General features: G+C 66.4%; 20 protein-coding genes and 1 pseudogene. 8 read left to right on the forward strand and 13 right to left on the reverse strand.

Annotation, left to right across the window (positions count from 1 at the left end; translation table 11 throughout):
* Nucleotides 1–6 precede the first annotated feature (6 nt).
* Nucleotides 7–900: a hypothetical protein gene (locus E8F12_RS11500; protein ID WP_280325359.1), complete on the reverse strand. Its 894-nt coding sequence runs from the start codon at nt 898–900 to the stop codon at nt 7–9.
* Nucleotides 901–1,079: 179 nt separating this feature from the next.
* On the opposite strand from E8F12_RS11500, the gene E8F12_RS11505 reads away from it, so the two are divergent.
* Nucleotides 1,080–1,772 carry an alpha/beta hydrolase gene (locus E8F12_RS11505; protein ID WP_280325360.1) on the forward strand — a complete coding sequence of 231 codons (693 nt, stop codon included), beginning with the start codon at nt 1,080–1,082 and terminating at the stop codon, nt 1,770–1,772.
* A gap of 4 nt (nt 1,773–1,776) precedes the next feature.
* On the opposite strand, the gene E8F12_RS11510 is transcribed toward E8F12_RS11505, so the two are convergent.
* Nucleotides 1,777–2,577: a lipase family protein gene (locus tag E8F12_RS11510; RefSeq protein WP_280325361.1), complete on the reverse strand. Its 801-nt coding sequence runs from the start codon at nt 2,575–2,577 to the stop codon at nt 1,777–1,779.
* 117 nt (nt 2,578–2,694) lie between these two features.
* On the reverse strand, nt 2,695–3,525 hold the full coding sequence (locus E8F12_RS11515; RefSeq protein ID WP_280325362.1) for an oxidoreductase: 831 nt from the start codon (nt 3,523–3,525) through the stop codon (nt 2,695–2,697).
* A gap of 126 nt (nt 3,526–3,651) precedes the next feature.
* Here E8F12_RS11515 and E8F12_RS11520 point away from each other — a divergent pair, with 126 nt between their 5' ends.
* Nucleotides 3,652–4,548, forward strand: a complete 897-nt coding sequence (locus tag E8F12_RS11520; RefSeq protein ID WP_280325363.1) for a LysR family transcriptional regulator — start codon at nt 3,652–3,654, stop codon at nt 4,546–4,548.
* A gap of 159 nt (nt 4,549–4,707) precedes the next feature.
* Here the strand turns inward: E8F12_RS11520 and E8F12_RS11525 are convergent, their stop codons facing one another.
* On the reverse strand, nt 4,708–6,054 hold the full coding sequence (locus tag E8F12_RS11525; protein WP_280325364.1) for an MFS transporter: 1,347 nt from the start codon (nt 6,052–6,054) through the stop codon (nt 4,708–4,710).
* A 318-nt stretch (nt 6,055–6,372) separates the two neighbouring features.
* On the opposite strand from E8F12_RS11525, the gene E8F12_RS11530 reads away from it, so the two are divergent.
* The gene (locus tag E8F12_RS11530) at nt 6,373–7,809 is read left to right on the forward strand and encodes an aldehyde dehydrogenase family protein (protein WP_280325365.1); all 1,437 of its coding nucleotides are present in this window, start codon (nt 6,373–6,375) and stop codon (nt 7,807–7,809) included.
* A 340-nt stretch (nt 7,810–8,149) separates the two neighbouring features.
* Here the strand turns inward: E8F12_RS11530 and E8F12_RS11535 are convergent, their stop codons facing one another.
* Complete coding sequence (locus tag E8F12_RS11535) at nt 8,150–9,361, reverse strand: OprD family porin (protein ID WP_280325450.1); 1,212 nt, start codon at nt 9,359–9,361, stop codon at nt 8,150–8,152.
* A 224-nt stretch (nt 9,362–9,585) separates the two neighbouring features.
* On the opposite strand from E8F12_RS11535, the gene gcvA reads away from it, so the two are divergent.
* Nucleotides 9,586–10,494 (forward strand): transcriptional regulator GcvA, encoded by a 909-nt coding sequence (gcvA, locus tag E8F12_RS11540; RefSeq protein WP_280325366.1) that lies wholly within the window; start codon nt 9,586–9,588, stop codon nt 10,492–10,494.
* Nucleotides 10,495–10,643: 149 nt separating this feature from the next.
* A complete protein-coding gene (locus tag E8F12_RS11545; protein WP_280325367.1) occupies nt 10,644–11,549 on the forward strand; it encodes an NAD(P)-dependent oxidoreductase in 906 nt (301 codons plus the stop codon).
* A gap of 126 nt (nt 11,550–11,675) precedes the next feature.
* Here the strand turns inward: E8F12_RS11545 and E8F12_RS11550 are convergent, their stop codons facing one another.
* Genes E8F12_RS11550 through E8F12_RS11575 form a run of 6 tightly spaced genes read right to left on the reverse strand, consistent with a single transcriptional unit; the run spans nt 11,676 to nt 16,347 of the window.
* Nucleotides 11,676–12,866 (reverse strand): CoA transferase, encoded by a 1,191-nt coding sequence (locus E8F12_RS11550; RefSeq protein ID WP_280325368.1) that lies wholly within the window; start codon nt 12,864–12,866, stop codon nt 11,676–11,678.
* Nucleotides 12,856–13,263, reverse strand: coding sequence for a PaaI family thioesterase (locus tag E8F12_RS11555; protein ID WP_280325369.1), 408 nt, complete (start codon nt 13,261–13,263; stop codon nt 12,856–12,858). The genes E8F12_RS11550 and E8F12_RS11555 overlap by 11 nt, the downstream gene beginning before the upstream one ends.
* 2 nt (nt 13,264–13,265) lie before the next feature.
* On the reverse strand, nt 13,266–14,072 hold the full coding sequence (locus E8F12_RS11560; RefSeq protein ID WP_280325370.1) for an enoyl-CoA hydratase-related protein: 807 nt from the start codon (nt 14,070–14,072) through the stop codon (nt 13,266–13,268).
* 10 nt (nt 14,073–14,082) lie between these two features.
* Nucleotides 14,083–14,847: an SDR family NAD(P)-dependent oxidoreductase gene (locus tag E8F12_RS11565; RefSeq protein WP_280325371.1), complete on the reverse strand. Its 765-nt coding sequence runs from the start codon at nt 14,845–14,847 to the stop codon at nt 14,083–14,085.
* 1 nt (nt 14,848) lies between these two features.
* A complete protein-coding gene (locus tag E8F12_RS11570; protein WP_280325372.1) occupies nt 14,849–15,994 on the reverse strand; it encodes a thiolase family protein in 1,146 nt (381 codons plus the stop codon).
* Complete coding sequence (locus tag E8F12_RS11575) at nt 15,991–16,347, reverse strand: OB-fold domain-containing protein (RefSeq protein WP_280325373.1); 357 nt, start codon at nt 16,345–16,347, stop codon at nt 15,991–15,993. The genes E8F12_RS11570 and E8F12_RS11575 overlap by 4 nt, the downstream gene beginning before the upstream one ends.
* Before the next feature lie 223 nt (nt 16,348–16,570).
* Between E8F12_RS11575 and E8F12_RS11580 the strand changes: the two are divergent.
* A pseudogene (locus E8F12_RS11580) lies at nt 16,571–17,032 on the forward strand (LysR family transcriptional regulator substrate-binding protein); the annotation flags it as partial.
* Nucleotides 17,033–17,112: 80 nt separating this feature from the next.
* Here E8F12_RS11580 and E8F12_RS11585 read toward each other — a convergent pair.
* Both E8F12_RS11585 and E8F12_RS11590 read right to left on the reverse strand, forming a co-directional pair.
* Nucleotides 17,113–19,272, reverse strand: a complete 2,160-nt coding sequence (locus E8F12_RS11585) for a xanthine dehydrogenase family protein molybdopterin-binding subunit (protein ID WP_280325374.1) — start codon at nt 19,270–19,272, stop codon at nt 17,113–17,115.
* A complete protein-coding gene (locus E8F12_RS11590) occupies nt 19,269–19,751 on the reverse strand; it encodes a 2Fe-2S iron-sulfur cluster-binding protein (RefSeq protein WP_280325375.1) in 483 nt (160 codons plus the stop codon). Before E8F12_RS11590 ends, E8F12_RS11585 begins: the two co-directional genes overlap by 4 nt.
* Nucleotides 19,752–20,156: 405 nt before the next feature.
* Between E8F12_RS11590 and E8F12_RS11595 the strand changes: the two genes are divergently transcribed.
* Nucleotides 20,157–22,100, forward strand: coding sequence for an alkaline phosphatase D family protein (locus E8F12_RS11595; RefSeq protein ID WP_280325376.1), 1,944 nt, complete (start codon nt 20,157–20,159; stop codon nt 22,098–22,100).
* A gap of 31 nt (nt 22,101–22,131) precedes the next feature.
* Nucleotides 22,132–22,563, forward strand: a complete 432-nt coding sequence (locus tag E8F12_RS11600) for a group II truncated hemoglobin (RefSeq protein ID WP_280325377.1) — start codon at nt 22,132–22,134, stop codon at nt 22,561–22,563.
* Nucleotides 22,564–22,653 lie beyond the last annotated feature (90 nt).

Raw genomic sequence — 22,653 nt, forward strand, 5'->3', positions numbered from 1 at the left:
CGCCGCTCAAGGCGCCACGTAGGGCTCGATGAACCAGCAGCCGAGCAGATCGTCCAGGCGCTTGCCGTCGCTCAGGCGGCGAAAGAGTCCCGGCGTCATCCAGGGCGCGTAGCCATCGACATTGGGCGCGCCCCGGCCATCCGCCAGGTCCTGGATCAACAAGGTGCGGGTCTCGAAGGAAATGCGCGTGAGGCCGCTGCTATTGCCGACGCCCGCGTGGGCATGGGCACCAGAGAAGGCGATCAGCTCGCCCGGCTCGATCAGCACTGGCACGCCCTCCTCCGCCGGTTGCCCGAGCAGATGGGGAATGGCCTCGTCGGCATTCACCGAGTTGCGCCCGTCCTTGTGGGAGCGCTGGAGGATCGCCTGCATGTCGAAATCCGCGCTGGTGTTAGGCAGCGGCTGGCGCCAGAGATCTGGATAGATGGCGAAGGTGCGCTCGGACGAGACCGGGTAGATCGGCGCCCACCAGTTCGTCTGGCCGTAGAGGTTCGAGCCCCAGGTATCCCGGTGGAAGGCGATGGTGGCGGTGGTCCGCGAGCGCGGCAGCGCCTGGCCGGCATCCTGATGCGGCTGGAAGCGCAGGTGCAGGCGATCGCAGGCGACGCATTCGGCGTCGAACCCCAGCCCCTCCAGCAGCCCGCGCCAGAGCCGCTGCACCTCGCTCGAACGGGCGAACTCATGCTGACACTGGGCGAAGCACTGGGTCTGCCGGGCGTGGGAAAGGTGCAGGTGGATTTCTTCCGGGCAGTGGGGATGCAGGCGCGTCTCCAACAGCTCGCGGGTGAAGGCCACCAGCGCGGCCATTGCCGGCTGCTGGCCGAAGCGCAGGATATCCCCGGCGTAAACACGCGACTGGAAACCGCGGGGGTCGAAGGGCGTGGCGAGCGAGCTGTACATGGGGACTCCATCCGGGGTGGCCTGAGCCTCGACTCTAGGAGCCAGCGGTGCGCGGAAACAGCGGCAGAAAGCGGTACGAAATGCGGATCAGCCTGGCGATCTGACGGGGAACCGGGCGCCCCGACTGGCGCTGGCTAGGCTTTGCAGGTGCCGCATCCACTTCATCGATGGAGAAGGTCATGCCTGCCAAACCGAACATCTTGCTGGTCCATGGCGCCTGGGGCGATGCATCCCACTGGCGTCACCTGATTCCCCTGCTGCTCGATGCCGGCTACAACGTCGGCGCCGTGCAGAATCCCCTGACCTCCCTGGCGGATGACATCCAGCGCACCCGCAAGCTCGCCGAAGCCCAGGGCGGCCCCACGCTGCTGGTCGGCCACTCCTACGGTGGCGCGGTGATTTCCGGTGCCGGCCATGCCGCCAACGTGACCGGCCTGGTATTCATCGCGGCTTTCGCGCCGGACGAGGGAGACAGCCTCGGCAGTCTCTTCGCCCGCACAGATCCACCCGCGGGCGCGGCGGGCATCCGCCCAGACCCGGATGGATTCCTCTGGCTGGCGCGGGACAGCTTCCGCGAGCACTTCTGCGCCGACCTGCCCGAACAGGACGCCCGGATCATGGCAGTGACGCAGAAGCCCATCGCCGCGCGCTGCTTCGAGGACCAGGCCGGCGCCCCGGCCTGGCGCGGCAAGCCCAGCTGGTACCAGGTGTCGTCGGGCGATCACATGATCCCGCCCGCCACCCAGGCCTGGATGGCCGAGCGCATCGGGGCCAGGAAGACCATCACCCTCGACGCCAGCCATGCTTCGCTGGCCTCGCGGCCGAGGGAAATCTTCGCGTTGATCGAGGAGGCGGCGGGGGCAGTCGCGTGATCGATCAGCCGTTCATTGGCGCATTGGGGTTGTTCAGCGCATAGAGGTAGCAGTCCGCCATGCTGTGGTCGCCTTCGACGCTGGTGTAGCTGGCGGTGAAGGTGATGGCCTGGCCCAGATGCTGGTAAACCCACTTGTCGGTGACGCCCGGCGGCACCTCGGGTACCAGGTCGCTGTCGTTGACCACCCGGTAGGTGGGAACCGGCAGGCCGTTGTAGTAGCTGGCGAAGCTTGGGTCGACTACGCGCGGGCTGGCGAAGTTGTAGTGCTGCAGCGGCTGGTCCGGCCAGGTCTCATGCAGGTCGAGCACCGCCAGGCTGGAGAGCGCGCTGCCCAGGCTGTGGCCACAGACCCAGAGGTTGCCGGCAGGCTTGAGGCCGTCGACGGCCTGCAGGGCCAGGTCGCGCAGCGAGGTATAGAGCTTGAGGAAACCGGCGTGTACCAGCCCGACGTTGGACTGCCAGGGATAGGTGGTCTGCTTGACGTCCAGGTCGTCGACCCAGTCCTGGGCCGACTCGGTGCCGCGGAACACCAGGTAGACCTCGCCATTCGGATCGCTGGCGGCGAAACCGAAGGGCTCGGATTCGTTGATGTAGTGCAGTTCGCTGAGGATGCTCCAGACCGGCGCCGAGAAGCTCCAGCCGGTCATGCTCGGCTGCTGCCAGTTGAAGTCCTGGGGTTTGCGCGGCTTGTCCTGCTGCAGCCACTGCTCGTACTGGTCGTAGGCGGCTTCCACCAGGTTGGCGCATTGCAGCGCCTGGGACAGGGAGAAAGCCGTGGGGAAGTACATGGGAAGACTGGGCATGGTGGCCTCCTTGCCGGTTGGGATGGGATCACACTCTAGATCATGTCCATGCGTCCTACAGCGTAGTTCGTCAACCGGCCGCCGGTGCGTTGCCCGGCGGCCGGTCATCGGCCTGGCTCAGGCGTCGAAGTCGGTGGACAGGGTCAGGGGCTGCCACACCGCCATTTCGGCCTCCACCAGGCTGTGCTTGGCGCTGATCCGTGCCAGCGCATCGCTGCCCAGCGGCAGGCGTTGCGGCGGGTTGGGCGCATTCACCAGGCCAATGATGGCGCCGGCCAGCTTGCTCGGGTCGCCCGGCTGGGCGTGGTTGGCGCCGTGGGCGAAGCGGCGCATCGCGCCAACGGTTTCCTCGTAGTCCGGCAGCTCCAGGGCGGTCTTCACCAGGGACTGATCATCGAGGAAGTCGGTGCGGAAGAAGCCCGGCTCGACCACCGTGGCGTGGATGCCCAGGGGCGCCAGTTCCTGGTGCAGCGCTTCGGTGATGCCTTCCACCGCGAACTTGGTGGAGCCGTAGACGCCCCAGCCCATGTAGGCCTGGTAACCGCCGAGGGAGGAAATGTTGATCACATGTCCGGAACGCTGGCGGCGCATGTGCGGCAGCACCGCGCGGGTCACGCTGAGCAGGCCGAACACGTTGGTGGCGTAGATGCGCTCCACTTCCACCGCGCTGGTTTCCTCCACCGCGCCGAGAATGCCGTAGCCGGCGTTATTGACCAGCACATCGATGCGGCCGAAGCGCTCGACCCCCTCGGCCACCGCCTGCTGGGCCTCGCTCTCGCGGGTGACATCCAGGCGCACGGCCAGCAGGTTGGGATGCTCGCCCAGGCGGGCGGTGACGTCTTCGGGTTTGCGCGCGGTGGCGATGACGGCATCGCCGGCCTCCAGGGCCTGTGCTGCGATCAGGGCGCCAAAACCACGGGAAGCTCCAGTAATGAACCAGGTACGCATAGCAACTCCTCCTGTAGGGGAACCCGCACCGCGCGGGTTATCTGGTGAGTTGACGTCACTCTAGACTTCGATTACTCCTGTGATAATCCCAAGAAAATGGCATGGGCTTTTGAATAGGATTCAGCAATGAAAGCCGTTTCCGCAGCCGACCTCGCGGTGTTCCTCAGCATCGCCGCACACCTCAGCTTCAGCCGCGCCGCGGTTGAGCTCGGCCTTTCCCCGTCCGCCCTGAGTCATGCGCTTCGTGCGCTGGAAGAACGCCTGGGCGTGCGCCTGTTCAACCGCACCACCCGCAGCGTGGCCCTGACCGAGGCCGGCGAACGCCTCTACGCACGGATCAAGCCGGCCTTTCGCGACATAGACGACGCCCTGGAGGACCTCAATCAGTTCCGCGACACGCCGTCGGGTACCCTGCGCATCAATGCCGGACGCGCGGCGGCGCAACTGGTATTGCTGCCCCTGGTCGAGCGCTTCCTCGAGGCCTATCCCGACGTCGCCATCGAGATCACCGCCAATGACGCGCTGGTGGATGTCGTGTCCGCCGGCTTCGATGCCGGCATGCGCTTCGGCGAGCGGCTGGAGGCCGACATGGTATCCCTGCCCATCGGCCCCGAGCTGCGCTCCGTGGTGGTAGGCGCGCCAGCGTTCTTCGAGCGCCACCCAGTGCCGCAGCAGCCGGAAGACCTGCATGGCCTGCCCTGCATCCGCCACCGCTTTCCGGGCGGCAATCTCTACCGCTGGGAGTTCGAACGCGATGGCAAGCAGCTGGACATAGCGGTGGATGGCCCACTGACCCTGGATGACGTGGGCTTGATGCTCGGCCCGGCGCTTCACGGCACCGGCCTGGCCTATGTGTTCGAAGAGATGGTCAGCGAGCACCTGGCCGCCGGCCGGCTGGTCCGGGTACTGGAGGATTGGTGCCCCTATTACCCGGGCCTGCACCTCTACTACCCCAGCCGCCGCCAGGTGCCGGCGGCGCTCAAGGCCTTCATCGAGTTCGCCCGGGCGGCGCGGGAAAAATGAATCGCTCCGCAGGTTGCGGCTGAGCGAAGCGAAGCCCGACGTTTCATCGCCCGGGACAGCTCTGGCGTTGGGCCGCGCTTCGCTTGGCGCCAACCTACAAAAAGCGCAATGCAAAAGGCCGAACTCATTCGAGTTCGGCCTTTTCGTCGCATCAAGCGATCAGCGCAGCGGCTGCCCCTTGGTCTCCGGCATCCGCAGGTAGACGACCAGGCTGACGAAGCTCACCGCCACCAGGTAGATCCAGAACAGGTGGCCGTAACCCCAACCGGACATCGCGGTCATGATGTAGGGCGAAGTGCCGCCGAACAGGGTCACGGACAGGGCGTAAGGCAGGGAAATCCCGGTGACGCGCACCTCGGCCGGGAACTGCTCGGCAATGGTCACGGCACAGGCCGCGCCAAAGCCGCTCATGATCACCAGGGAAATGGTCTGCAGCACCGCCACCTCGGCCAGGCTGATGCCTTGGTACAGCAGGCCGAAGCTCGGCCAGGCCCAGAGCATGGAGGCCGCGGCGAAGGCGATCAGCACCGGGCGGCGGCCTACACGGTCAGCGAGCATGCCCACCAGAGGCATCAGCACCAACGACACGCCCACGGCGATCACCCCCGAGAGCAGGGTCTCGCGGATCGGCATGCCGGTGACCAGGTGGACCTGCGAGGGGTAGCTCACCATCCACACGTAATTGAGCAGGTTGCCGGCCATGGCGATGCCGATCACCCGGCAGACGTCCTTGCGATGGGTGGTGAAAATCTCGCGGATCGGCTTCTTCGGCACCTGCCCCTTGGCCAGGCGGGCCTTGAACACCTCGGTTTCACGCACCGAAAGGCGGATCCACAGGGTCAGCAGGCCGAGGAACGCGGCGATGATGAAGGCCACGCGCCAACCCCAGTCGGTCAGTGCGGTGTCGCTGCCCACCGAGGCCAGGACAAAGCCCAGCAGGAAAGACACCAGGGTCCCGGCGTTGATCGCGAACCACTGCCAGGAGCCAGCGAAGGCGCGGCGATGGGCCGGCGCCGACTCGATCAGGAAGGCCGAGGCGGAACCGAACTCGCCGCCCGCCGAAAAGCCCTGCACCAGCCGCGCCAGCACCAGGATGATGGGCGCGGCGATGCCGATGCTTTCGTAGTTCGGACAGACGCCGATGACGAAAGAGGCTACCGACATCAGCAGGATGGACAGCGTCAGGCCCTTCTTGCGGCCATAGCGGTCGGCGAAGGCGCCGAGCACCGCACCGCCGATGGGCCGCATGAGGAAACCGACAGCGAACACCGCCAGCACCGAAAGCAACGCCGTGAGGCTGTTCCCGGCGGGAAAAAATTGCTTGGCCAAAATGGAGGAGAAGGTCGCGTAGATCACCCAGTCGGTGTACTCGACTATGGTGCCGAGCGTGGCGGCGACTATCGCCTTTTTCTCCGTGTAGGTCAGCTTGCGCCCTTCGGTGACAGGGCCGGTGGCGGGGATGGGGTCAGGCATGAAACCACCGATCGCACTATTGTCGTTATTCATCGCATCGCTCCCGTGAGCACACTTGTTGTTGTTGATCACCCGAAGGCGTTCTCTTCTGGTTAGCGAGCAAGATGCAGCCGCCCGTGCAAGCGGTGAAGCGAGATTTCCGCCCGGCTCGCTTGACTTTAAATCAAGCATCGGCCCAGGCGGGGCGCGCGGTTCCGGTGTTTAGACGCTTGAGTTTTTCGCAACTACCAGCGGCCTAAAATTCCTTTGAAGGAGACCCTGCCCAAGGTCGAACCTGCCGCCGATGCCCAGGCCGACGAACAAGAGCGGTATCCATAGAGCGCCTGGGGTACGAAATGAGGAGACTCGAAGATGTTCTTGAAAGTAGATAGCTACATCGGTGGGTGTTGCCTGGCTCCGGCCGAGGGCCGCTATGTCGACAAGCTCGACCCGCGCACCGGCGAGAAGATGGGTGAGGTCGCTAACAGCGGGCCGCAGGAAGTGGAGCTCGCCATCCAGTCCGCCGCCGATGCGCTGCCTGCCTGGCGCGACATGCGGCCTTCCGAGCGCGGCCGCATCCTGCTGGAGCTAGCGCGCATCGTGCGCCATAGCGAAGACCGCCTGGGCAAGCTGGAAAGCGCCGAAACCGGCAAGCCGGGCCGCGAGATGGCCACGCTGATGGACCTCACCGCCCAGTACTTCGAGTTCTATGCCGGGCTGGTCAACGTCATGGACGGTGAAGTCATCAACCAGGGCCCCAATTACCACGTCTACACCCGCCGCGACCCCTTCGGCGTGATCGGCGCCATCCTGCCCTGGAACGCCCCGTTGCATCAGGCCGCCCGCGCCATCGCCCCGGCCCTGGCCACCGGCAATACCGTCGTGGCCAAGCCCTCCGAGCACACCTCCGCCTCGCTGGTGGAACTGGCACGTATCGCGGTAGAAGAAGCCGGGTTGCCGGCCGGTGTGTTCAACGTGGTAGTGGGCAAGGGCAGCGTGATCGGCCCGGTGATGGCGCGCCATCCGCTGATGCGCAAGATCTCCTTCACCGGCGGCCTCACCGCCGGCCAGGAACTGGGCCGCATCGCCGCCGAGCGCATCCTGCCGCTGACCCTGGAACTGGGCGGCAAGTCCGCCAACATCGTGTTCGACGATGCCGACCTCGACGCCGCCGCCAAGGGCGCCACCACCGCCTTCACCTGGAACAGCGGCCAGTGGTGCGCCGCGGGCAGCCGCCTGCTGGTGCAGGAGAACGTCCACGACCGCTTCGTCGAAAAGCTGGTGGCCCAGGTCGCCGCACTGCGGGTCGGCCCCGACTTCGACTCCACCTCCGGCCCCATCACCACCCAGGCGCAGTTCGAGAAGATCCAGAGCTACTTCGAGATCGCCGAGCGCGAGGGGCTCGAGCCTGCCATCGGCGGCAAGGTGGCCAGCGGCGCCAACCTCGGCGGCGGCTGGTACATCGAGCCCACCGTCTACACCGGCGTGACCAACGAGATGACTCTGGCCAAGGAAGAAATCTTCGGGCCCATCGTCTGCGTCATACCCTTCAAGGACGAAGCCGACGCGCTACGCATCGCCAATGACAGCGAATTCGGACTGGGTGCCGGCATCTGGAGCCGCGACATCGGCCGCGTGCACCGCATGGCCGCCGGCCTGGAAGCCGGGCGAATCGTGGTCAACGAATACAGCGGCGGTTTCGTGCAAACCCCCTGCGGCGGCTTCAAGCAGAGCGGTTATGGCCGCGAGCAAGGCATAGACTCCCTCTCCCACTACACCCAGCTCAAATCGGTGATCATCCGGCTCTGACATCGCACCGAGCAGCGCCCCGCAACGGATTCACCTCCGCTGCGGGGTTTTTTTGTAGGTTGGGCAGAGCGCAGCGAAGCCCAACGATCCCGCGCTTTGCCGGCGTTCCTTGTGGGGGCGAATTCATTCGCCAAGCAGGCCGAAGGGTTGCCCTTGAGGCCTAGGGGACAGCTTTCTGTCCTAAGCGAATGAATTCGCCCCCACACAAAGACGGTTCATCGGCTCTCCGTCTGGTGGAAATCCGCTTCGTGGATTTTCAACCTACACACGCGCTACGTACCCTGCTTCGGGCACAAAAAACCGGCCTCATATGGGGCCGGCTGCTTTGTTCCGATGCCAGTTACCAGAGCGGCACTGTGTAGGTCACGATCAGGCGGTTTTCATCGATATCGCTGCCGAAGTCGCTCCGCGTGCTCGCATTGCGCCACTTGATGCCGAGGTTCTTCAGCGCTCCGCCCTGGACCACGTAGGCGATGTCGGTGTCCCGTTCCCATTCCTTGCCCTCCTCCGCCCGGCCGGCCACGTCCACGTCACTACCGGAAAGGTAGCGGGTCATGAAGGTCAGGCCCGGAATGCCCAGGGCGGCGAAATCGAAGTCGTAGCGCGCCTGCCAGGAGCGTTCGTCCTCGTTGCCGAAGTCGTTGATCTGCACCAGGTTGACCAGGTAAGCGTCGGTGCCGTTGACGTTGGCGAAACCGGTGTCGCCGGACATGCGTTGGTAGGCCAGCCCAAGGGCGTGCGGACCGAACTTGTAGGTGAACATGGCGCCGAGGGCACGGTTGTCGACATTGCTGCCGCCGTCTTTCAGGCTGCGCGCCCAGCGCAGGTCGGACTTGAGGCTGCCGGCAGCACCCAGGTCAAGGCCATGGCCAAGGCTGAGGTAGTGCTGGCGGTAGATGCCGTCCAGCTCGGCGTAGTGGTAGGACGTGCTCAGGGCCGAGGTCCACTTGTAGGTGGCGCCGGCGAAATCCAGCGCATCGCTGGTCCGGGTGTCGCCCAGCACAATGTTGCGCGCGCCAGCATTGAATACCTGCATCTCCTCGTTATCCGAGGAGTTGCGCAGGTTGATGCGGTTGAACCGGCCGAGATCCAGGGTCAGGTTCTCCAGTTCCGCGCTGGTCAGCCAGGTACCGAGAAAGGTCTGTGGCAGCAGGCGGCTGTCGTTGGCCAGAGCGATGGGCAGCTTGGGCTGCAGGGTGCCGAGCTTGAGCAAGCTGTTGGCGGCGCGCAGCTTGGCGGTCAGCCCCAGTTCGCCGTATTCGTCCTGGGCGCGGCCGGGCCTTTCGCGGTCGGACTTGAGCAGGCCGGTGCCGGTGCGGTCGGGGCTGGAGTCGAGCTTCACCCCCAGCAGGCCAAGGGCGTCGACACCAACGCCGACCGGTCCATCGGTGAAGCCGGACTCGTAGCGCAGCAGGAAGCCCTGAGCCCATTCCTCGGCCTTGTTCTGCGCGGCGCCGGCCTGGCGGAAGTCGCGGTTGAAGTAGAAGTTTCGCAGTTCCAGGCTGGCCTTGGAGTCCTTGAAGAACTCGGCGCAGGCCGGGGTGCTGGTCATGATCGGGATGAGGAAAAGCAAGGCGCGAGGGTCGAGATGATCGACCCGCTTGGGGATGGTCATGGAGCGGCACTCTCTTGTTGTTGTGATAGGTCCGGAACCGATGCTAGGAACCCGCCGAAGGCCGCGACAAACGATTAAAACAGCGTTTTCGCTTGAGATTTACTCAATCAGAACTAGAGTAAGATTCCGCGCCATTCCTGGCTTCCAAGAAGAAGTTGCCGATGATGGACAGACTGCCGCCCCTCAATGCCGTCCGGGCTTTCGAAGCCGTCGCCCGGCACCTCAGCATCACCCTTGCCGCCGATGAACTGAACGTCACCCCCGGAGCCGTATCGCGGCAGATCCGCGCCCTGGAGGACTACATGGAGCAGCCGCTGTTTCTCCGCGGCCACCGGCAGATCACCCTCACCCCCGCCGGCGAGCAGTACTTCAAGGCGGTGGCGCGGATAATCGAGGACCTGCGCAGCGCCACCCGCAAACTCAAGCGTCCTACCAAGCGCCGGCAGATCAAGGTACGCGCCTACACCACCTTCGCCATGCAGTGGCTGATCCCGCGGCTGGCCAGCTTCCACCAGGAGAATCCGAAAATCGAGGTGCTGCTCACCGCCTCGCTGGACCCGGTGGATTTCTACAAGGAAGACCTCGACGCGGCCATCCGCCTGGGCTCCGGCGACTGGCCCAACTGCAATTGCTACACCTTGAGCGACAACATCCTCGCGCCGGTATGCAGCGCCGCCCTGCTCGTCACCGGCCCGGGCCTGCACGAACCGGCCGATGTGGGCGACTACACCATGCTGCACTCCATCGCCCGCCCCGATGACTGGGCCCACTGGCTGCAAGCCACCGGCGTCGGCAGTGCGGTGGATGCGCGAGCCGGCATGACCTACCAGAGCTCCTCCATGGCCTACGCGGCGGCCGCCGGCGGCCAGGGCCTTGCCATGGCCCAGCTGTTCCTGGTGGAAAAGGAGCTGCGCGAAGGCACCCTGGTGCGGCCCTTCGAGCAGACCGTGGACATGGGCGCCTACACCTATTACCTGCTCACCCCCAGGCACCGCGCGGAGAGCGAAGACATGGCCACCTTCCGCCAATGGCTGCTGGAACAGGCCCGGCAGACCCGCCACTCCGATTGAGATTTCTTCAAGCCTTCCGCGCCAAAAAGTGCTTTGTCCGCGCCGTTCGCCGCTTTCTAGGATGGGCCTGTCCGGCTGACTGCCGGCGGCGCCCAGGCACCGCCCTCCCGTCCGCCGGAACCTCACCTCGCAAAACGGGAGCAACAAGAATGAGCGAACGCATCGGCTTCATCGGCCTCGGCGCCATGGGCCAGAAAATGGCGCGACACCTGCTGGACCACGGCTTCGGCCTGGAACTCTTCGATACCAACCCCGGGGCCCTGGCGCCCCTGTTGGCCCGTGGCGCACGCAGCCACGGCTCGCCACGGGAAGTGGGCGATGCTGCGGAAATCGTGCTGGTCTGCGTGCCGACGCCGGAGATCGTCGAGCAGGTGGTGCTGGGCGAGAACGGCGTGATCCGGGGCGAAGTGGTGCGCGTGCTCGTCGACCACTCGACGACCGGCCCGAGCATGGCTCGCCATCTGGAACAGGCGCTCAGGGCGCGCGGCATCAAAGCCCTGGATGCGCCCCTGGCTGGCGGTGTCGCCGGCGCCGAAGCCGGCACATTGTCGGTGATGGTCGGCGGTGACGCCGACGCCGACGCCTATGCCCGTTGCGAACCGGTGTTCGCGGCGTTCGGCCGCAAGGTAGTGCATATCGGTACCGAGGCTGGCCTGGGCCAGACCCTCAAACTGGTCAACAACATGATCGTCGGCGCCACCCTGGTGGCCACCAGCGAGGCGGTGCTGTTCGGCATCAAGGCGGGGCTCGATCCGCAGCAAATGCTGGAAATGCTCAACGCCAGCACGGCGCGCAGCTACGCCAGCGAAAATATCGTCGCCGGCACCGTGCTCAGGCGCGAGTTCGACTTCGGCTTCCGTCTGGACCTGATGCGCAAGGACATCCGCCTGTTCCTCGCCGAAGCCGAGGCCAACGGCGCGCCGGCTTTCACCTGCGCGGTGGTCAAGCAGTTCTTCGACCAGGCCGTGAATACCGGTGAGCCGAGCCGGGATATGACCCAGGTAGTGCAGGTACTGGAGGGGCTGGCAGGGGTGAGGATCGAAGAGCGGGTGTGATGAGCTGAAGGGAAAAATCCCGGCCAGTTGGCCGGGATTATTCTTGGGATAGGAGCCCCCTCCAGATCTGCAAGACAGGACCGTAGGGTGCGCCCTACGGTTCATCTCGTGAGTTGGTTAGCGATTTCAGATCACCGCCCCACACCCAAACAGCTCATCCACTTCCCCTTCACTGAAGCCTGCCTCCAGCAGCAGCTCCCGCGAATGCTCGCCCTTGTCCGGCGCCGGCCGGTAGGGACACTCCGCCGCCTCCAGGCTGTTCACCGGGAAGCCGGGCACGCGCAGATCGCCGTGGCGGGGATGCTCGATCGACGCCAGCATGCCGTTGCTGGCGAGCTGGGGATGTTCAAGCAGATCGCTGTAGTCAGCCACCTTGGAGCAGAGGATGTCCGACTCGCGCAGCCGATCCAACCAGTACGCGGTGGGCTCGGTGCGGAACACGGCGGTGAGCGCCTCCTGCATTTCGGCGCGGTGCACCACTCGTTGGGCGGAGCTGGCGAAGCGCGGGTCGCTCGCCCATTCCGGGTGACGGAGCACGGCGCACAGGCGCTCCCAACGGTTGCCGTTGTAGGCCGCCACCATCATCCAGCCGTCCTCGGTCTGGAATGCTTCGTTGGGTGCCGAGTAGGGCGCGGCGCTGCCGATGCGGGTAGGGAGTTCGCCGTCCCGCAGGTAGCTGGTGATGGACGACTGCTGCAACGCCAGGGCGGAGTTCATCAGGTTCACGTCCAGGTGCCCGCCCTGCCCGTCTCGGTGCCTGGCCTGCAGTTTGGCAAGTATCGCCATGCAGGCCATGTAGCCGGTCACCACGTCCACCACCGGCGCCTGCACCTTGCAGGGCGGCGCGCCGGGAGTGCCGATCAGGCTCATCAGCCCGGAATCGGCCTGGAGTATGCCGTCCACGCCGGCGCGGTCGGCGTAGGGCCCCTCCTGGCCGTAGGCGGAAATCGAGCAATAGACCAGCGCCGGGTTGAGCTGCGCCACGGCCTGGTACCCCAGGCCGAGCCGCTCCATCACACCCGGGCGCATGCTTTCGATCAGCACGTCGGCCTCGGCCACCAGGCGTTGCGCCACGGCCAGCCCCGTGGGCTGCTTGAGGTCGAGGCAGAGGCCGAGCTTGCCACGGTTGAAGCTGTGGTAGAGCGCGCTGTCGTCACCGACCCAGGCGGGCCCGAGGCTGCGGCCGAGGTCGCCTTCCGGCGCCTCGACCTTGATCACCCGCGCACCCATGTCGGCCAGCAGCATGGTGCAGGTGGGACCGGCGGCGATCTGGGTGAAGTCCAGTACCCTCAGGCCCTGCAAGGCGTCACGCAACATGATGGTTCCCTCCACGCGGCGACGGCCGCTTGAAGCTGCCCTGGGCGGTGGCCAGCAGCTCGCCCCTGGCATTGCTGAGTTCCGCCTCGGCGAAATACAGGCTGCGGCCGCTGCGGCGCACCCGTCCGCGGGCGGTGACTGTGCCTTCGCGGGCCATTTGCAGGTAGGCGATGTTGAGCATCACGGTCAGGCCATGGACCTCCTCTTCGTCCTCCCCTGCATGCAGCCCGGAATAACCGCAGGCGGCATCCAGCAGGGTGGCGATCAGGCCGCCATGGAGGGCGCCCTGGCGATTGAGGTGGCGGTCGTCGATAGCCAGGCGGAACGTCGCCTCGCCCGGCCCCCAGTGCAGCAGCTCGATGCCCAGGCCCTGGAGGAAGGGATTGTGCAGGTCCATGGTCAGCGCCCCCTGTAGTGCGGCGCGCGCTTCTCGGCGAAGGCCGCGCGCCCTTCGAGACGATCCTCGGTATCCCGCAGGACGCCCCAGTAGAGCTCGGTGAGGCGCTGGGCGTCGGCGTCGGACAGGTGCGCGGTCTGCCGCGCCAGCGACTGCAGGGACTGCACGGCCAGCGGTGCCTGGGCGGCGATTCGTTCGGCCAGGGCAAAGGCGCGGTCGAGCAGCGCCGCCGGGCCGTCCAGTACCTCCGAGACCAGGCCGATGGACAAGGCCCTGGCGGCGTCGATGCGCTCGCCGGTCAGCGCCATCTGCATGGCGTGCGCCGGCGCCACCGCCTTTTGCAGGCGATGCAACCCGGACACCGCCGGTATCGAACCCACCACCGCCTCCGGCAAGCCGAAGCTGGCGTTGCCGGAAGCGATGCGCAGGTCGCACTGCAACGCCAGCTCCAGGCCACCGCCCAGGCAGTGGCCGTTGATGGCGGCGATCAGCGGCTTGTGCAGGTCGAGGTCGGCCAGGTCCATCAGGCGGATGTAGAGCCCGGCGTCGGCGGCCTGCTGCTTGCCGAGGAACAGGGCCTCTGCATAGGAAGCCGAGGATTCGCGGGTGCTCTTCAGGTCGGCGCCGACGCAGAAGGCCCGTTCACCGGTTCCCATCAGGATGGCCGCGCGAATCTCGCGGCGGTCACGGACCTCCGCCAGGTGTTCGCGCAAGCTGCGCAGCGAATCGATATCCAGGGCATTGAGGGCTTGCGGGCGGTCGAGGCTGAGCAAGGCGACCGCGCCATGGATTTGCAGATGGACAGGCATGGCGGCCTCCTTACACGCTGGCCGAGGACAGGCTGCGCCCGCCACAGACATAAAGGGTTTGCCCGGTGACGTAGGAGCTGGCCGGGTCGAGGAAGAATTCGACAGCGTTGCCGATGTCCTCCGGGGTGCCGATGCGCTTGACCGGCACCGTGTCTTTCAGGCGGGCCTGCACCTCCGGTTCGAAGGCCTGGAACAGCGGCGTGTCGACGATACCAGGAGCGATGGTGTTGACCGTGATGCCCTTGGACGCGAACTCGATGGCCAGGCTGCGGGTCAGGCTCACCACCCCGCCCTTGGCGGCGGAGTAGTTGGCCTGGCCGAAACCGCCCAGCCAGGCGCGGGACGACAGGTTGACGATGCGCCCGAAGCCGCGCTCGAGCATCAGCGGCAGGGCCGCCTTGCAGCAGAGGAACTGTGCCCGCAGGTTGGTATCCACCACCAGGTCCCAGTCCTCCTCGGTCATTTTCAGGAAGCGTTTGTCGCGCACCACGCCGGCGTTATTCACCAGGAAGTCCAGGCGCCCGGAGGCCTCGCGGATCTGCCCGAAGCCGTGCTCGACGGCGGCGCCGTCGGTGAGATCCAGGGCGATGCCGTGAGCAGCGAGGCCCTGATCCTGCAGCAGATTGACGGCATCGAGCAGGGCCGGCGCATCGCGGTCCAGCAAGTAGACGGTCACACCCTGGCGCGCCAGGCGGGTGGCAATGCCCAGGCCGATGCCACGGGCAGCGCCGGTGACGGCGGCGACCTGGCCGCGATGGAATCGTTGAACGCTCATTTCACACCCCCAGCACGTGAACGGAAGACGCCGCGTGATCGACGCCGGCAATGCCGCCACCGGTGCACTGGGCCACGCCTATCTTCGGACTGCCGGCCTGACGACCGCTGGCACGCCCCTGCAGTTGCCACATCAGCTCGACCATCTGCGCCACGCCGGTCGCGCCCAGCGGGTGCCCCTTGGCCAGCAGGCCGCCGCTGGGGTTCACCGGCACTCGGCCGCCAAGGGCGGTGGCGCCGGACTGCAGCAACGCCACGGCTTCGCCATGGGGCGCCAGGCTCAGGGCCTCGTAGTAGAGGAGTTCGGCGATGGTGAAGGCGTCGTGCAGCTCGACCACGCCGACGTCTTGCGGGGCTACGCCGGCTTGCTCGTAGGCCAGGCGCGCCGCGCGGGCCGTGATCTCGGCATCGAGGATGTCGTCGCGGGCGCCTTCGCGCAGGCCGGAAACCACGATCGAACCGAGCACGCGCACGTCCTTCCCATGTGGACCGGGCCGGGTGCCGAGCACCAGGGCCGCCGCGCCATCCACCTGGGACGGGCAGCACTGCAGCAGGGTCAGCGGGTCGGCAATCATGCGCGAGCCCAGCACCTCTTCCAGCGTCACTTCGCTGCACTGCTGGGCGTATTCGTTGAGTGAGCCGTGATGGCGGTTCTTCACCGCCACCCGGGCCAGGTCCGCCGGGACGGCGCCGCGCTCATGCAGGAAGCGGGTGGCGCGCATGGCATATACCGCCGGCAGGACCATGCCGGCCTTGGCGAACAGGTCGGTCTTCTCGTCATTGCGTTGCATCGGGATGGTGCCGCCGCCCAGCTGGGTCAGTTGCTCGATACCAAACACCAGCACTCGCTCGTACTGTCCGGCCAGCAGTGCGTGGCGCGCCAGGTGCACGGCGGTGGCGCCACTGGCGCAGGCGTTCTCGACGTTGTAGACGGGAATGCCGGCAAGGCCCAGGTCGCGCACGATCACCTGCCCCAGGATCATGCCGCCGAGGACGTTGGCGCAGTAGATCGCCTGGATGTCCGCAAGCGCCAGGCCGGCGTCAGCCACGGCTTTGAGGATCGCCCGCTGGGCCAGTTCCGGCGCCATCACGCCCTGGTGGCGGCCGAAGCGGGTCATGGCCCCGCCCATTACGTGCATCTGGCTCATTGGCAGGCCTCCACGGATTCGAACACATAGCCATAGGTCTCATCCGGCTGGATGCGGTAGCGGCCACCGATCACCGGGCGCTGGCTGCCGCCGATGCGGCCGAACAGGCGCAGCGGGCCTTCCATGTCCAGGTAGCCCAGGGCAAAGGGCACGAGACCGCTCTTCGGGCTCGGGTGGATGATGCTGAAGCTGTACAAGCTGCCCTCGTCGGCCAGCGCTTCGATGCGGTACTGGTCAGCCAGTGGGGAGTGCCCCGGCAACGCCGGGAACACCAACTCGCCGCTGGCGATATGACGGGAGCCAAGCAGGCGCGGGGGGCTATCGCTCCCCCAGAGGGATGGCAGCGGGTTCATGTCGACCTCCTGTTGTTTTAAGCCGCGCGAACGGCTCTGGACTGGAGCTATGGTCGACATCGGGCGGAACCCCGACAAACGATATAAAGACCACTTCTGGTTGAGTTTTCCGCAAGCGAAAGTCCGCACCCGGCGATTCACGGCGCGGCCGCAGGCGTGGCGCCATCGGCGACGCCAGCACTCCTCACCGAGACCTTTCATGCACATCAGCAACCTGATCCGCCGCCTCGCCCAGCCGAAGCTGGAGCAGCGCCAACTGCTGCGCCAGCGCTATGCGTTCTTCTGCGGCAGGCGCCACCGCTTCTTCGGGCGTAGCGACGTGACCCTGGAGGAGCTGCAGGGCGAGAACTTCGTCAGCTTCGTCAGCGACCAGATCGGCGGCAATCTCTCGCCCCTGGCGGTGTTCCGCGACCAGCAGGGCTTTACCGGACGGATAGTCGCCTCTTCATCGAGCTTCGAGGAAATTCACCGCCTGGTCTGTGCGGGATACGGCATCGGCTGCCTGCCGGAGCATCTGCTGAGCAAGGACATCGACGACGGCCTGTTGTGGCGGCTGCCACCGGTGGAAGGCATAGTCGATGTCGATATCTTCCTGCTGTGGAACCGCGAGCAGAAGATGACCATTGCCGAGAACGTGTTCCTGGAAAGCTTCCAGCACAAGCTGGCGACCGCCGAGGGAGACTGACCCGGGGCCGGCATCCTCGTCCGGCCCTTCACGTCGCCAACCTCCCCCAGCGCAGCTTCACCGGGTCAAGCTCCCGCCACTCAGGCCTGGCGCAGCTGCTGTGGATCGATCGGCAACGAGCGCAGCCGCTTTCCGGTGGCGGCGAAGATGGCGTTGACCACCGCCGGGGCTATGACCACGGTGGAGACCTCCCCAAGGCCGCCGGGGGATTCGCCACTGTTGATGATGTGCGTTTCAATGGGCGGCACCTCGTTGATGCGCAGCATCCGGTAGCTGTCGAAATTGCCCTGCTCCACCCGGCCATCCTTGTAGGTGATGTTGCCGTACAGCGCCGCCGTCAGGCCGAAGACGGTACCGCCCTGCATCTGCGCCACCACCGAGTCGGGATTGATGGGGATGCCGCAGTCCACCACGCAGGTGACCTTGTGCACCTTCACCGCGCCGCTGGCGTCCACGCTGACCTCCGCCACCTGCGCGGCATAGGTGCTGAAGCAGTAGGTCAGGGCCAGGCCGCGACCGTGTCCGGCGGGCAGCGGCGAATCCCAGCCCGATTTCTCGCGCAGGGTTTCCAGCACCTTCAGCGCACGCGGGTGCTTCTCCAGCAGCGGATAGCGGTAGCTGAAAGGATCGACCTTGTTCATGGCCGCCAGCTCGTCCATGAAGCCCTCCACCATGAACGCGTTCTGGGTGTGCCCCACGCCGCGCCAAAAGGCGGGGGTGATGCCCTTGGGCGGCTCGTGGCGCACGTAGTGCACCGCCAGGTTGGGGAAGCCGTAGGGGCCGCAGGCGTCGCGCACCGCGTCGCCGTCGATGCCATTGGTGAAGCGCGCCGGCGCCCAGCGCGCGATGATCGAGCCGCCGGTGACCTTGTGGGTCCAGGCGATGGGCCGGCCCTGCTCATCCAGGCCCGCCGCGAGGTGGTTGTAGTGGAAAGGTCGCAGGGTGCTGTGGCGGGTGTCTTCCTCGCGGGAATAGATCACCTTCACCGGGTAATCCACCTGCTTGGCCACCTCCAACGCATGGCCGACGAAGTCCGTTTCCAGGCGCCGGCCGAAACCGCCGCCGAGCAGATGGTTGTGTACCTGCACCGATTCTTCCGGCAGGCCGGTGAGCTGCGCCGCGAGGGTTTTAGCCCTGGCTGGCACCTGGATGCCCAGCCAGAGGTCGCAACCGTCCTTGCGTACATGGGCAGTGCAGTTGACCGGCTCCATGCAGGCATGCGCGAGGAAGGGCACCTGGTAGGTCACCTCCACCTTCTTCGCCGCCTTGCCCATGGCAGCCTGCACATCGCCTTCGGCGCGGGCCTGCACACCTTCGCCCCTGGAGGCTTCCTCGATATTCTTCAGCAGCTCGGCGCTGGACACCTTGGCGTTCGCGCCCTCGTTCCACTTGATCGACAGGGCAGCCAGGCCCTTGCGCGCCGCGCCGGTGTGGTCGGCGATGACCGCCACCGCATCCTTGGTGCGCACCACTTTGTGCACGCCCTTCACCGCCATGGCTGGGGCGTCGTCCACTTCGGCCAGGGTGCCACCGATCACCGGGCAGATGGTCAGCGCGGCGACCTTCACCCCTTCGGGGCGGGCATCGATGCCGAACTTCGCCTTGCCACGCACCTTGTCCGGCGAGTCCGTGCGCTTGGCGGGGGTGCCGATCAGGGTGAACCGGGACGGGTCCTTCAGTGGCACCTCACCCGGCACCGGCAACTTGGCGGCGGCGTCCACCAGCTCTCCGTAGCCCAGCTTGCGGCCGCTCTCCGCGTGCACCACAGCGCCATTCACGGCCTGGCAACTCTCCACCGGCACCGACCACTGTTGCGCCGCCGCCGTCACCAGCAGGACGCGTGCCGTGGCACCGGCTTGGCGCAGGGGTTTCCAGTTCGCCGGCACCGAGGTGGAACCGCCGGTGACCTGGAAGCCGAGCATGGGGTTGGCGTAGCGCTTGTCGTCGGCCGGCGCGTGTTCGATCACCACCTGATCGAGGCTGATTTCCAGCTCTTCGGCGATCAGCGCCGGCATGGAGGTGTAGGTGCCCTGCCCCATTTCCACCGGCTGGATGATGAAGAACACCTTGCCGCTGCGGTCAATGCGGATATAGGCGTTGGGGCTGAATTCGCCCTCCGCCGCCTGCGCATCGCCCATCAGGCCGGGCAGGCTGAAGCTGATTAGCAGGCCGCCACCCACGGCGGCGCTGGCCTTGAGAAAACCACGGCGGCTGAGGCCGGAAAAGGTCAGGTCGTTCATGCCGCATCCTCCGCCTTGGCCGGTTGCGCCTGGGCGGCCAGTTTGATGGCCTCGCGAATGCGCAGGTAGGTGCCGCAACGGCAGATATTGCCGGACATTGCGCCGTCTATGTCGGCATCGCTGGGGTTCGGGTTGGTCGCCAGCAGCGCGCTGGCGGACATGATCTGCCCCGACTGGCAGTAGCCGCACTGCACCACTTCGGTGGCCAGCCAGGCCTCCTGCACGCGCTTGCCGGCGTCGGTTTCACCGATGGCTTCGATGGTGGTGATTTCCGCGCCGACCATGCTGCTCACCGGCATCACGCAGGAACGGACCGCCGCGCCATTCATGTGCACGGTGCAGGCGCCGCAGAGTGCCATGCCGCAGCCGAACTTGGTGCCGGTCATGCCCAGCACGTCGCGCAGTACCCAGAGGAGCGGCGTATCGGGGTCGACATCGACGCTGTGCTCGGTGCCATTGATCTTCAGGGTGAGGGCCATATCGCCTCCTAGTGGTTTTCATCAGGACGGCCGCCCGTCGTTGCGGGCGGTCTACGGTTGGCCAGGGCGATACGGCGGCCCTGGAAGGAAAAGGGATGGGGGTTGGATCAGGGAGCGCCGGAATGGGCTTCGGGAATCGTGCCTGGGGTGTCGTGGGCCAGCGGGCCATCGAGCAGAACCTGAAGCATGGTTGCCTCCGTGGGCAGGCCGTTCCATCAGGGCTGGGCGACTGGCGGATCAAAGGCGCCAGCGCGGGGCGGACCCAAGGATGCTAGAAGCCCCTCGCGCACACTGCCAATCGAATTAAACGCACTATTGGGCTGAGTTTTTTTCAAGCCGTTTCGGAGCCATCCGCGCCACTCGCGGTATCCTGTTGCGCTCGTTCGCACAGGTTCCGTTGCCCCGATGTCCGCAGTCTCCTCCCAGGAAAACCTCCCCTCCGTCCTTGCCGGCCCCCTGCTGCGCCGCATCGAAGCCCGCCGCCTGGTGCTCTGGCTGGTGGCGTCGCGCCCGCTGTCGCCGGTGCTGCGGCTGTCGCTGGACGGTGGCGTGGGGTACAGCCTGGACAGTGACGCCTGCCGCGTGATCGCCCTGGGGCGGCATGCCTTCCTGCACCTGATCGACCTGCGCCTGGAGGCCTCGCTGCCCCTGGACCAGCAGGTGGACTACGACCTGCTGATCGATGGCCAAGGCATCGCCGACTGGGCGCCACACCTGGTCTATGGCGAGGCGCGCCAGCCGAGCTTCGTACTGCGTAAACGCATCGACCAGTTGCTCCATGGCTCCTGCCGCAAGCCTCATCATCCGGCGCCGGACGGCCTGCTGTGCGCCGATCGCCTGCTGGCTGCCGGGCCGGCGCCCGAGGATCGACCCGCGCTGTTGCTGATGAGCGGCGACCAGGTCTACGCCGACGATGTGGCCGGCCCCATGCTGCGCGCCATCCACCAGCTGATCGCGCGCCTCGGCCTGTTCGACGAGCGCCTGGAAGGCGCCGTGGTCAGCGACAGCGCGGCGCTCTACACCCATCCGGCCAGCTATTACCACCGAGCCGACCTGCTGCCGGCGCTGGAAAGCAACGAAACCCTGCGCGAGCGCTTCTTCGGCGGTGCGCGCAAACCCATCTTCACCAGCAGCAACGCGGAAAACCACCTGGTGACGTTCGCCGAGGTGCTGGCCATGTACCTGCTGGTCTGGTCGCCGGTGCCCTGGACCCTGGTCGACCCGCAGATGCCCGCCCTGGAAGCGGACAAGATCGAGCGCTACCGGCTGGAGGAATCCCGCCTGGCTGGTTTCCGCGCCGGCCTGCCCGGCGTGGCGCGGGTGCTCGCCCACCTGCCGACGCTGATGATCTTCGATGACCACGACATCACCGACGACTGGAACCTCTCCGCCCAGTGGGAGCAGACCGCCTACGGCCATCCCTTTTCCAAACGCATCATCGGCAACGCGCTGCTGGCCTACATGCTCTGCCAGGGCTGGGGCAATGACCCGGACGCCTTCGGCGAACTGCTGGACCGGGCCGAGGCCCTGAGTGCCACCGCCGCCGGTGACGGCCACCTGGACAGCATTCCCCAGGACGGGCTGATCGACCGCCTGCTGGGCTTCAACCGCTGGCAATACGTGCTGCCCACCACACCGGCACTGGTGGTGCTGGACACCCGCACCCGCCGCTGGCGCAGCGAAATCGAGCTGAAGCGTCCGTCCGGCCTGCTGGACTGGGAGGCCCTGAGCGAGCTGCAGCAGGAGTTGCTGGATCACCCGTCGGCCATCATCGTGTCACCGGCGCCGATCTTCGGCGTCAAGCTGATCGAAACGGTGCAGCGGGTATTCAGCTGGTTCGGCAACCCGCTGCTGGTGGACGCGGAGAACTGGATGGCACATCGGGGCGCGGCGCAGGTGATCCTCAACATCTTCCGCCACTCACGCACACCGGGCAGCTACGTGGTCCTCTCCGGCGACGTGCATTACTCCTTCGTCTACGAAGTGCTGATCCGCCATCGCCAGCAGGGCCCAAAGATCTGGCAGATCACCAGCAGCGGCATCAAGAATGAGTTCCCCCGCCGCCTGCTGGATGTATTCGACCGGCTCAACCGGTGGCTCTATTCACCGCGTTCGCCGCTGAACTGGTTCACCAAGCGCCGGCCCATGAAGGTGGTGCCGCGTACGCCGGAGCACAGCAAGGCCGGCGAGCGCCTGTGGAACTCCGCCGGCCTCGGTCAGGTGTTCTTCGACCCCCAGGGCCGGCCGGCGCGCATCTTCCAGTTGAACGCCGACGGCTCGGTGCCCACCGAATTCATCGAGGACCGCGACGACCTGGCGGCTGAACATCCGGTGGCACGGCGGGTATGATGCCGTCCCCGAAATTCGACGAGGTCCATCCGTGAGCAGCACGCCCCCCTTCGGCACCGGCGACGCTTCCTACCAGGCCGCCGGCGGCATCGACGGCCTGCGCCGCCTGGTCGACGACTTCTACCGGCTGATGAACGAATTGCCCGAAGCCGCCGACCTGCGCCGCATGCACCCGCAAAGCCTGGAGCAATCCCGCGACAAGCTGGCCTGCTTCCTCAGCGGCTGGCTGGGCGGGCCGAAGCTGTTCAGCGAGAAGTACGGCCCCATCTCCATCCCCACCTTCCATGCCCAATGGCCGATCGACGAGGCGGGCAGCGCCGCCTGGCTCGGCTGCATGGAACGCGCCATCGCCCTGCAGCCCTTCTCGCAGGAGTTCGCCGAGTACCTGCTGGCGCAGTTGCGGGTGCCGGCGCACCGGGTGGTCCAGGCGAGCCGCGCGCGGTACGGCCAAGGTCAGTTGTAGGGGCGAATTCGCCCCTACAGGGTACCGGCCCATCCATCCCGTTTTGACGAGCCGCGTCGCACGGAGATATAGTAAGCAATGCTTATTATA

It is taken from the genome of Pseudomonas sp. BN102 (assembly GCF_029871245.1).
Taxonomy (GTDB): domain Bacteria; phylum Pseudomonadota; class Gammaproteobacteria; order Pseudomonadales; family Pseudomonadaceae; genus Metapseudomonas.

Excerpts from the sequence above, each read along its gene's own strand:
- E8F12_RS11500 (WP_280325359.1), bottom strand. The coding sequence starts at position 900 with ATGTACAGCTCGCTCGCCACGCCCTTCGACCCCCGCGGTTTCCAGTCG.
- E8F12_RS11505 (WP_280325360.1), top strand. The coding sequence starts at position 1,080 with ATGCCTGCCAAACCGAACATCTTGCTGGTCCATGGCGCCTGGGGCGAT.
- E8F12_RS11510 (WP_280325361.1), bottom strand. The coding sequence starts at position 2,577 with ATGCCCAGTCTTCCCATGTACTTCCCCACGGCTTTCTCCCTGTCCCAG.
- E8F12_RS11515 (WP_280325362.1), bottom strand. The coding sequence starts at position 3,525 with ATGCGTACCTGGTTCATTACTGGAGCTTCCCGTGGTTTTGGCGCCCTG.
- E8F12_RS11520 (WP_280325363.1), top strand. The coding sequence starts at position 3,652 with ATGAAAGCCGTTTCCGCAGCCGACCTCGCGGTGTTCCTCAGCATCGCC.
- E8F12_RS11525 (WP_280325364.1), bottom strand. The coding sequence starts at position 6,054 with ATGAATAACGACAATAGTGCGATCGGTGGTTTCATGCCTGACCCCATC.
- E8F12_RS11530 (WP_280325365.1), top strand. The coding sequence starts at position 6,373 with ATGTTCTTGAAAGTAGATAGCTACATCGGTGGGTGTTGCCTGGCTCCG.
- E8F12_RS11535 (WP_280325450.1), bottom strand. The coding sequence starts at position 9,361 with ATGACCAGCACCCCGGCCTGCGCCGAGTTCTTCAAGGACTCCAAGGCC.
- gcvA (WP_280325366.1), top strand. The coding sequence starts at position 9,586 with ATGATGGACAGACTGCCGCCCCTCAATGCCGTCCGGGCTTTCGAAGCC.
- E8F12_RS11545 (WP_280325367.1), top strand. The coding sequence starts at position 10,644 with ATGAGCGAACGCATCGGCTTCATCGGCCTCGGCGCCATGGGCCAGAAA.
- E8F12_RS11550 (WP_280325368.1), bottom strand. The coding sequence starts at position 12,866 with ATGTTGCGTGACGCCTTGCAGGGCCTGAGGGTACTGGACTTCACCCAG.
- E8F12_RS11555 (WP_280325369.1), bottom strand. The coding sequence starts at position 13,263 with ATGGACCTGCACAATCCCTTCCTCCAGGGCCTGGGCATCGAGCTGCTG.
- E8F12_RS11560 (WP_280325370.1), bottom strand. The coding sequence starts at position 14,072 with ATGCCTGTCCATCTGCAAATCCATGGCGCGGTCGCCTTGCTCAGCCTC.
- E8F12_RS11565 (WP_280325371.1), bottom strand. The coding sequence starts at position 14,847 with ATGAGCGTTCAACGATTCCATCGCGGCCAGGTCGCCGCCGTCACCGGC.
- E8F12_RS11570 (WP_280325372.1), bottom strand. The coding sequence starts at position 15,994 with ATGAGCCAGATGCACGTAATGGGCGGGGCCATGACCCGCTTCGGCCGC.
- E8F12_RS11575 (WP_280325373.1), bottom strand. The coding sequence starts at position 16,347 with ATGAACCCGCTGCCATCCCTCTGGGGGAGCGATAGCCCCCCGCGCCTG.
- E8F12_RS11585 (WP_280325374.1), bottom strand. The coding sequence starts at position 19,272 with ATGAACGACCTGACCTTTTCCGGCCTCAGCCGCCGTGGTTTTCTCAAG.
- E8F12_RS11590 (WP_280325375.1), bottom strand. The coding sequence starts at position 19,751 with ATGGCCCTCACCCTGAAGATCAATGGCACCGAGCACAGCGTCGATGTC.
- E8F12_RS11595 (WP_280325376.1), top strand. The coding sequence starts at position 20,157 with ATGTCCGCAGTCTCCTCCCAGGAAAACCTCCCCTCCGTCCTTGCCGGC.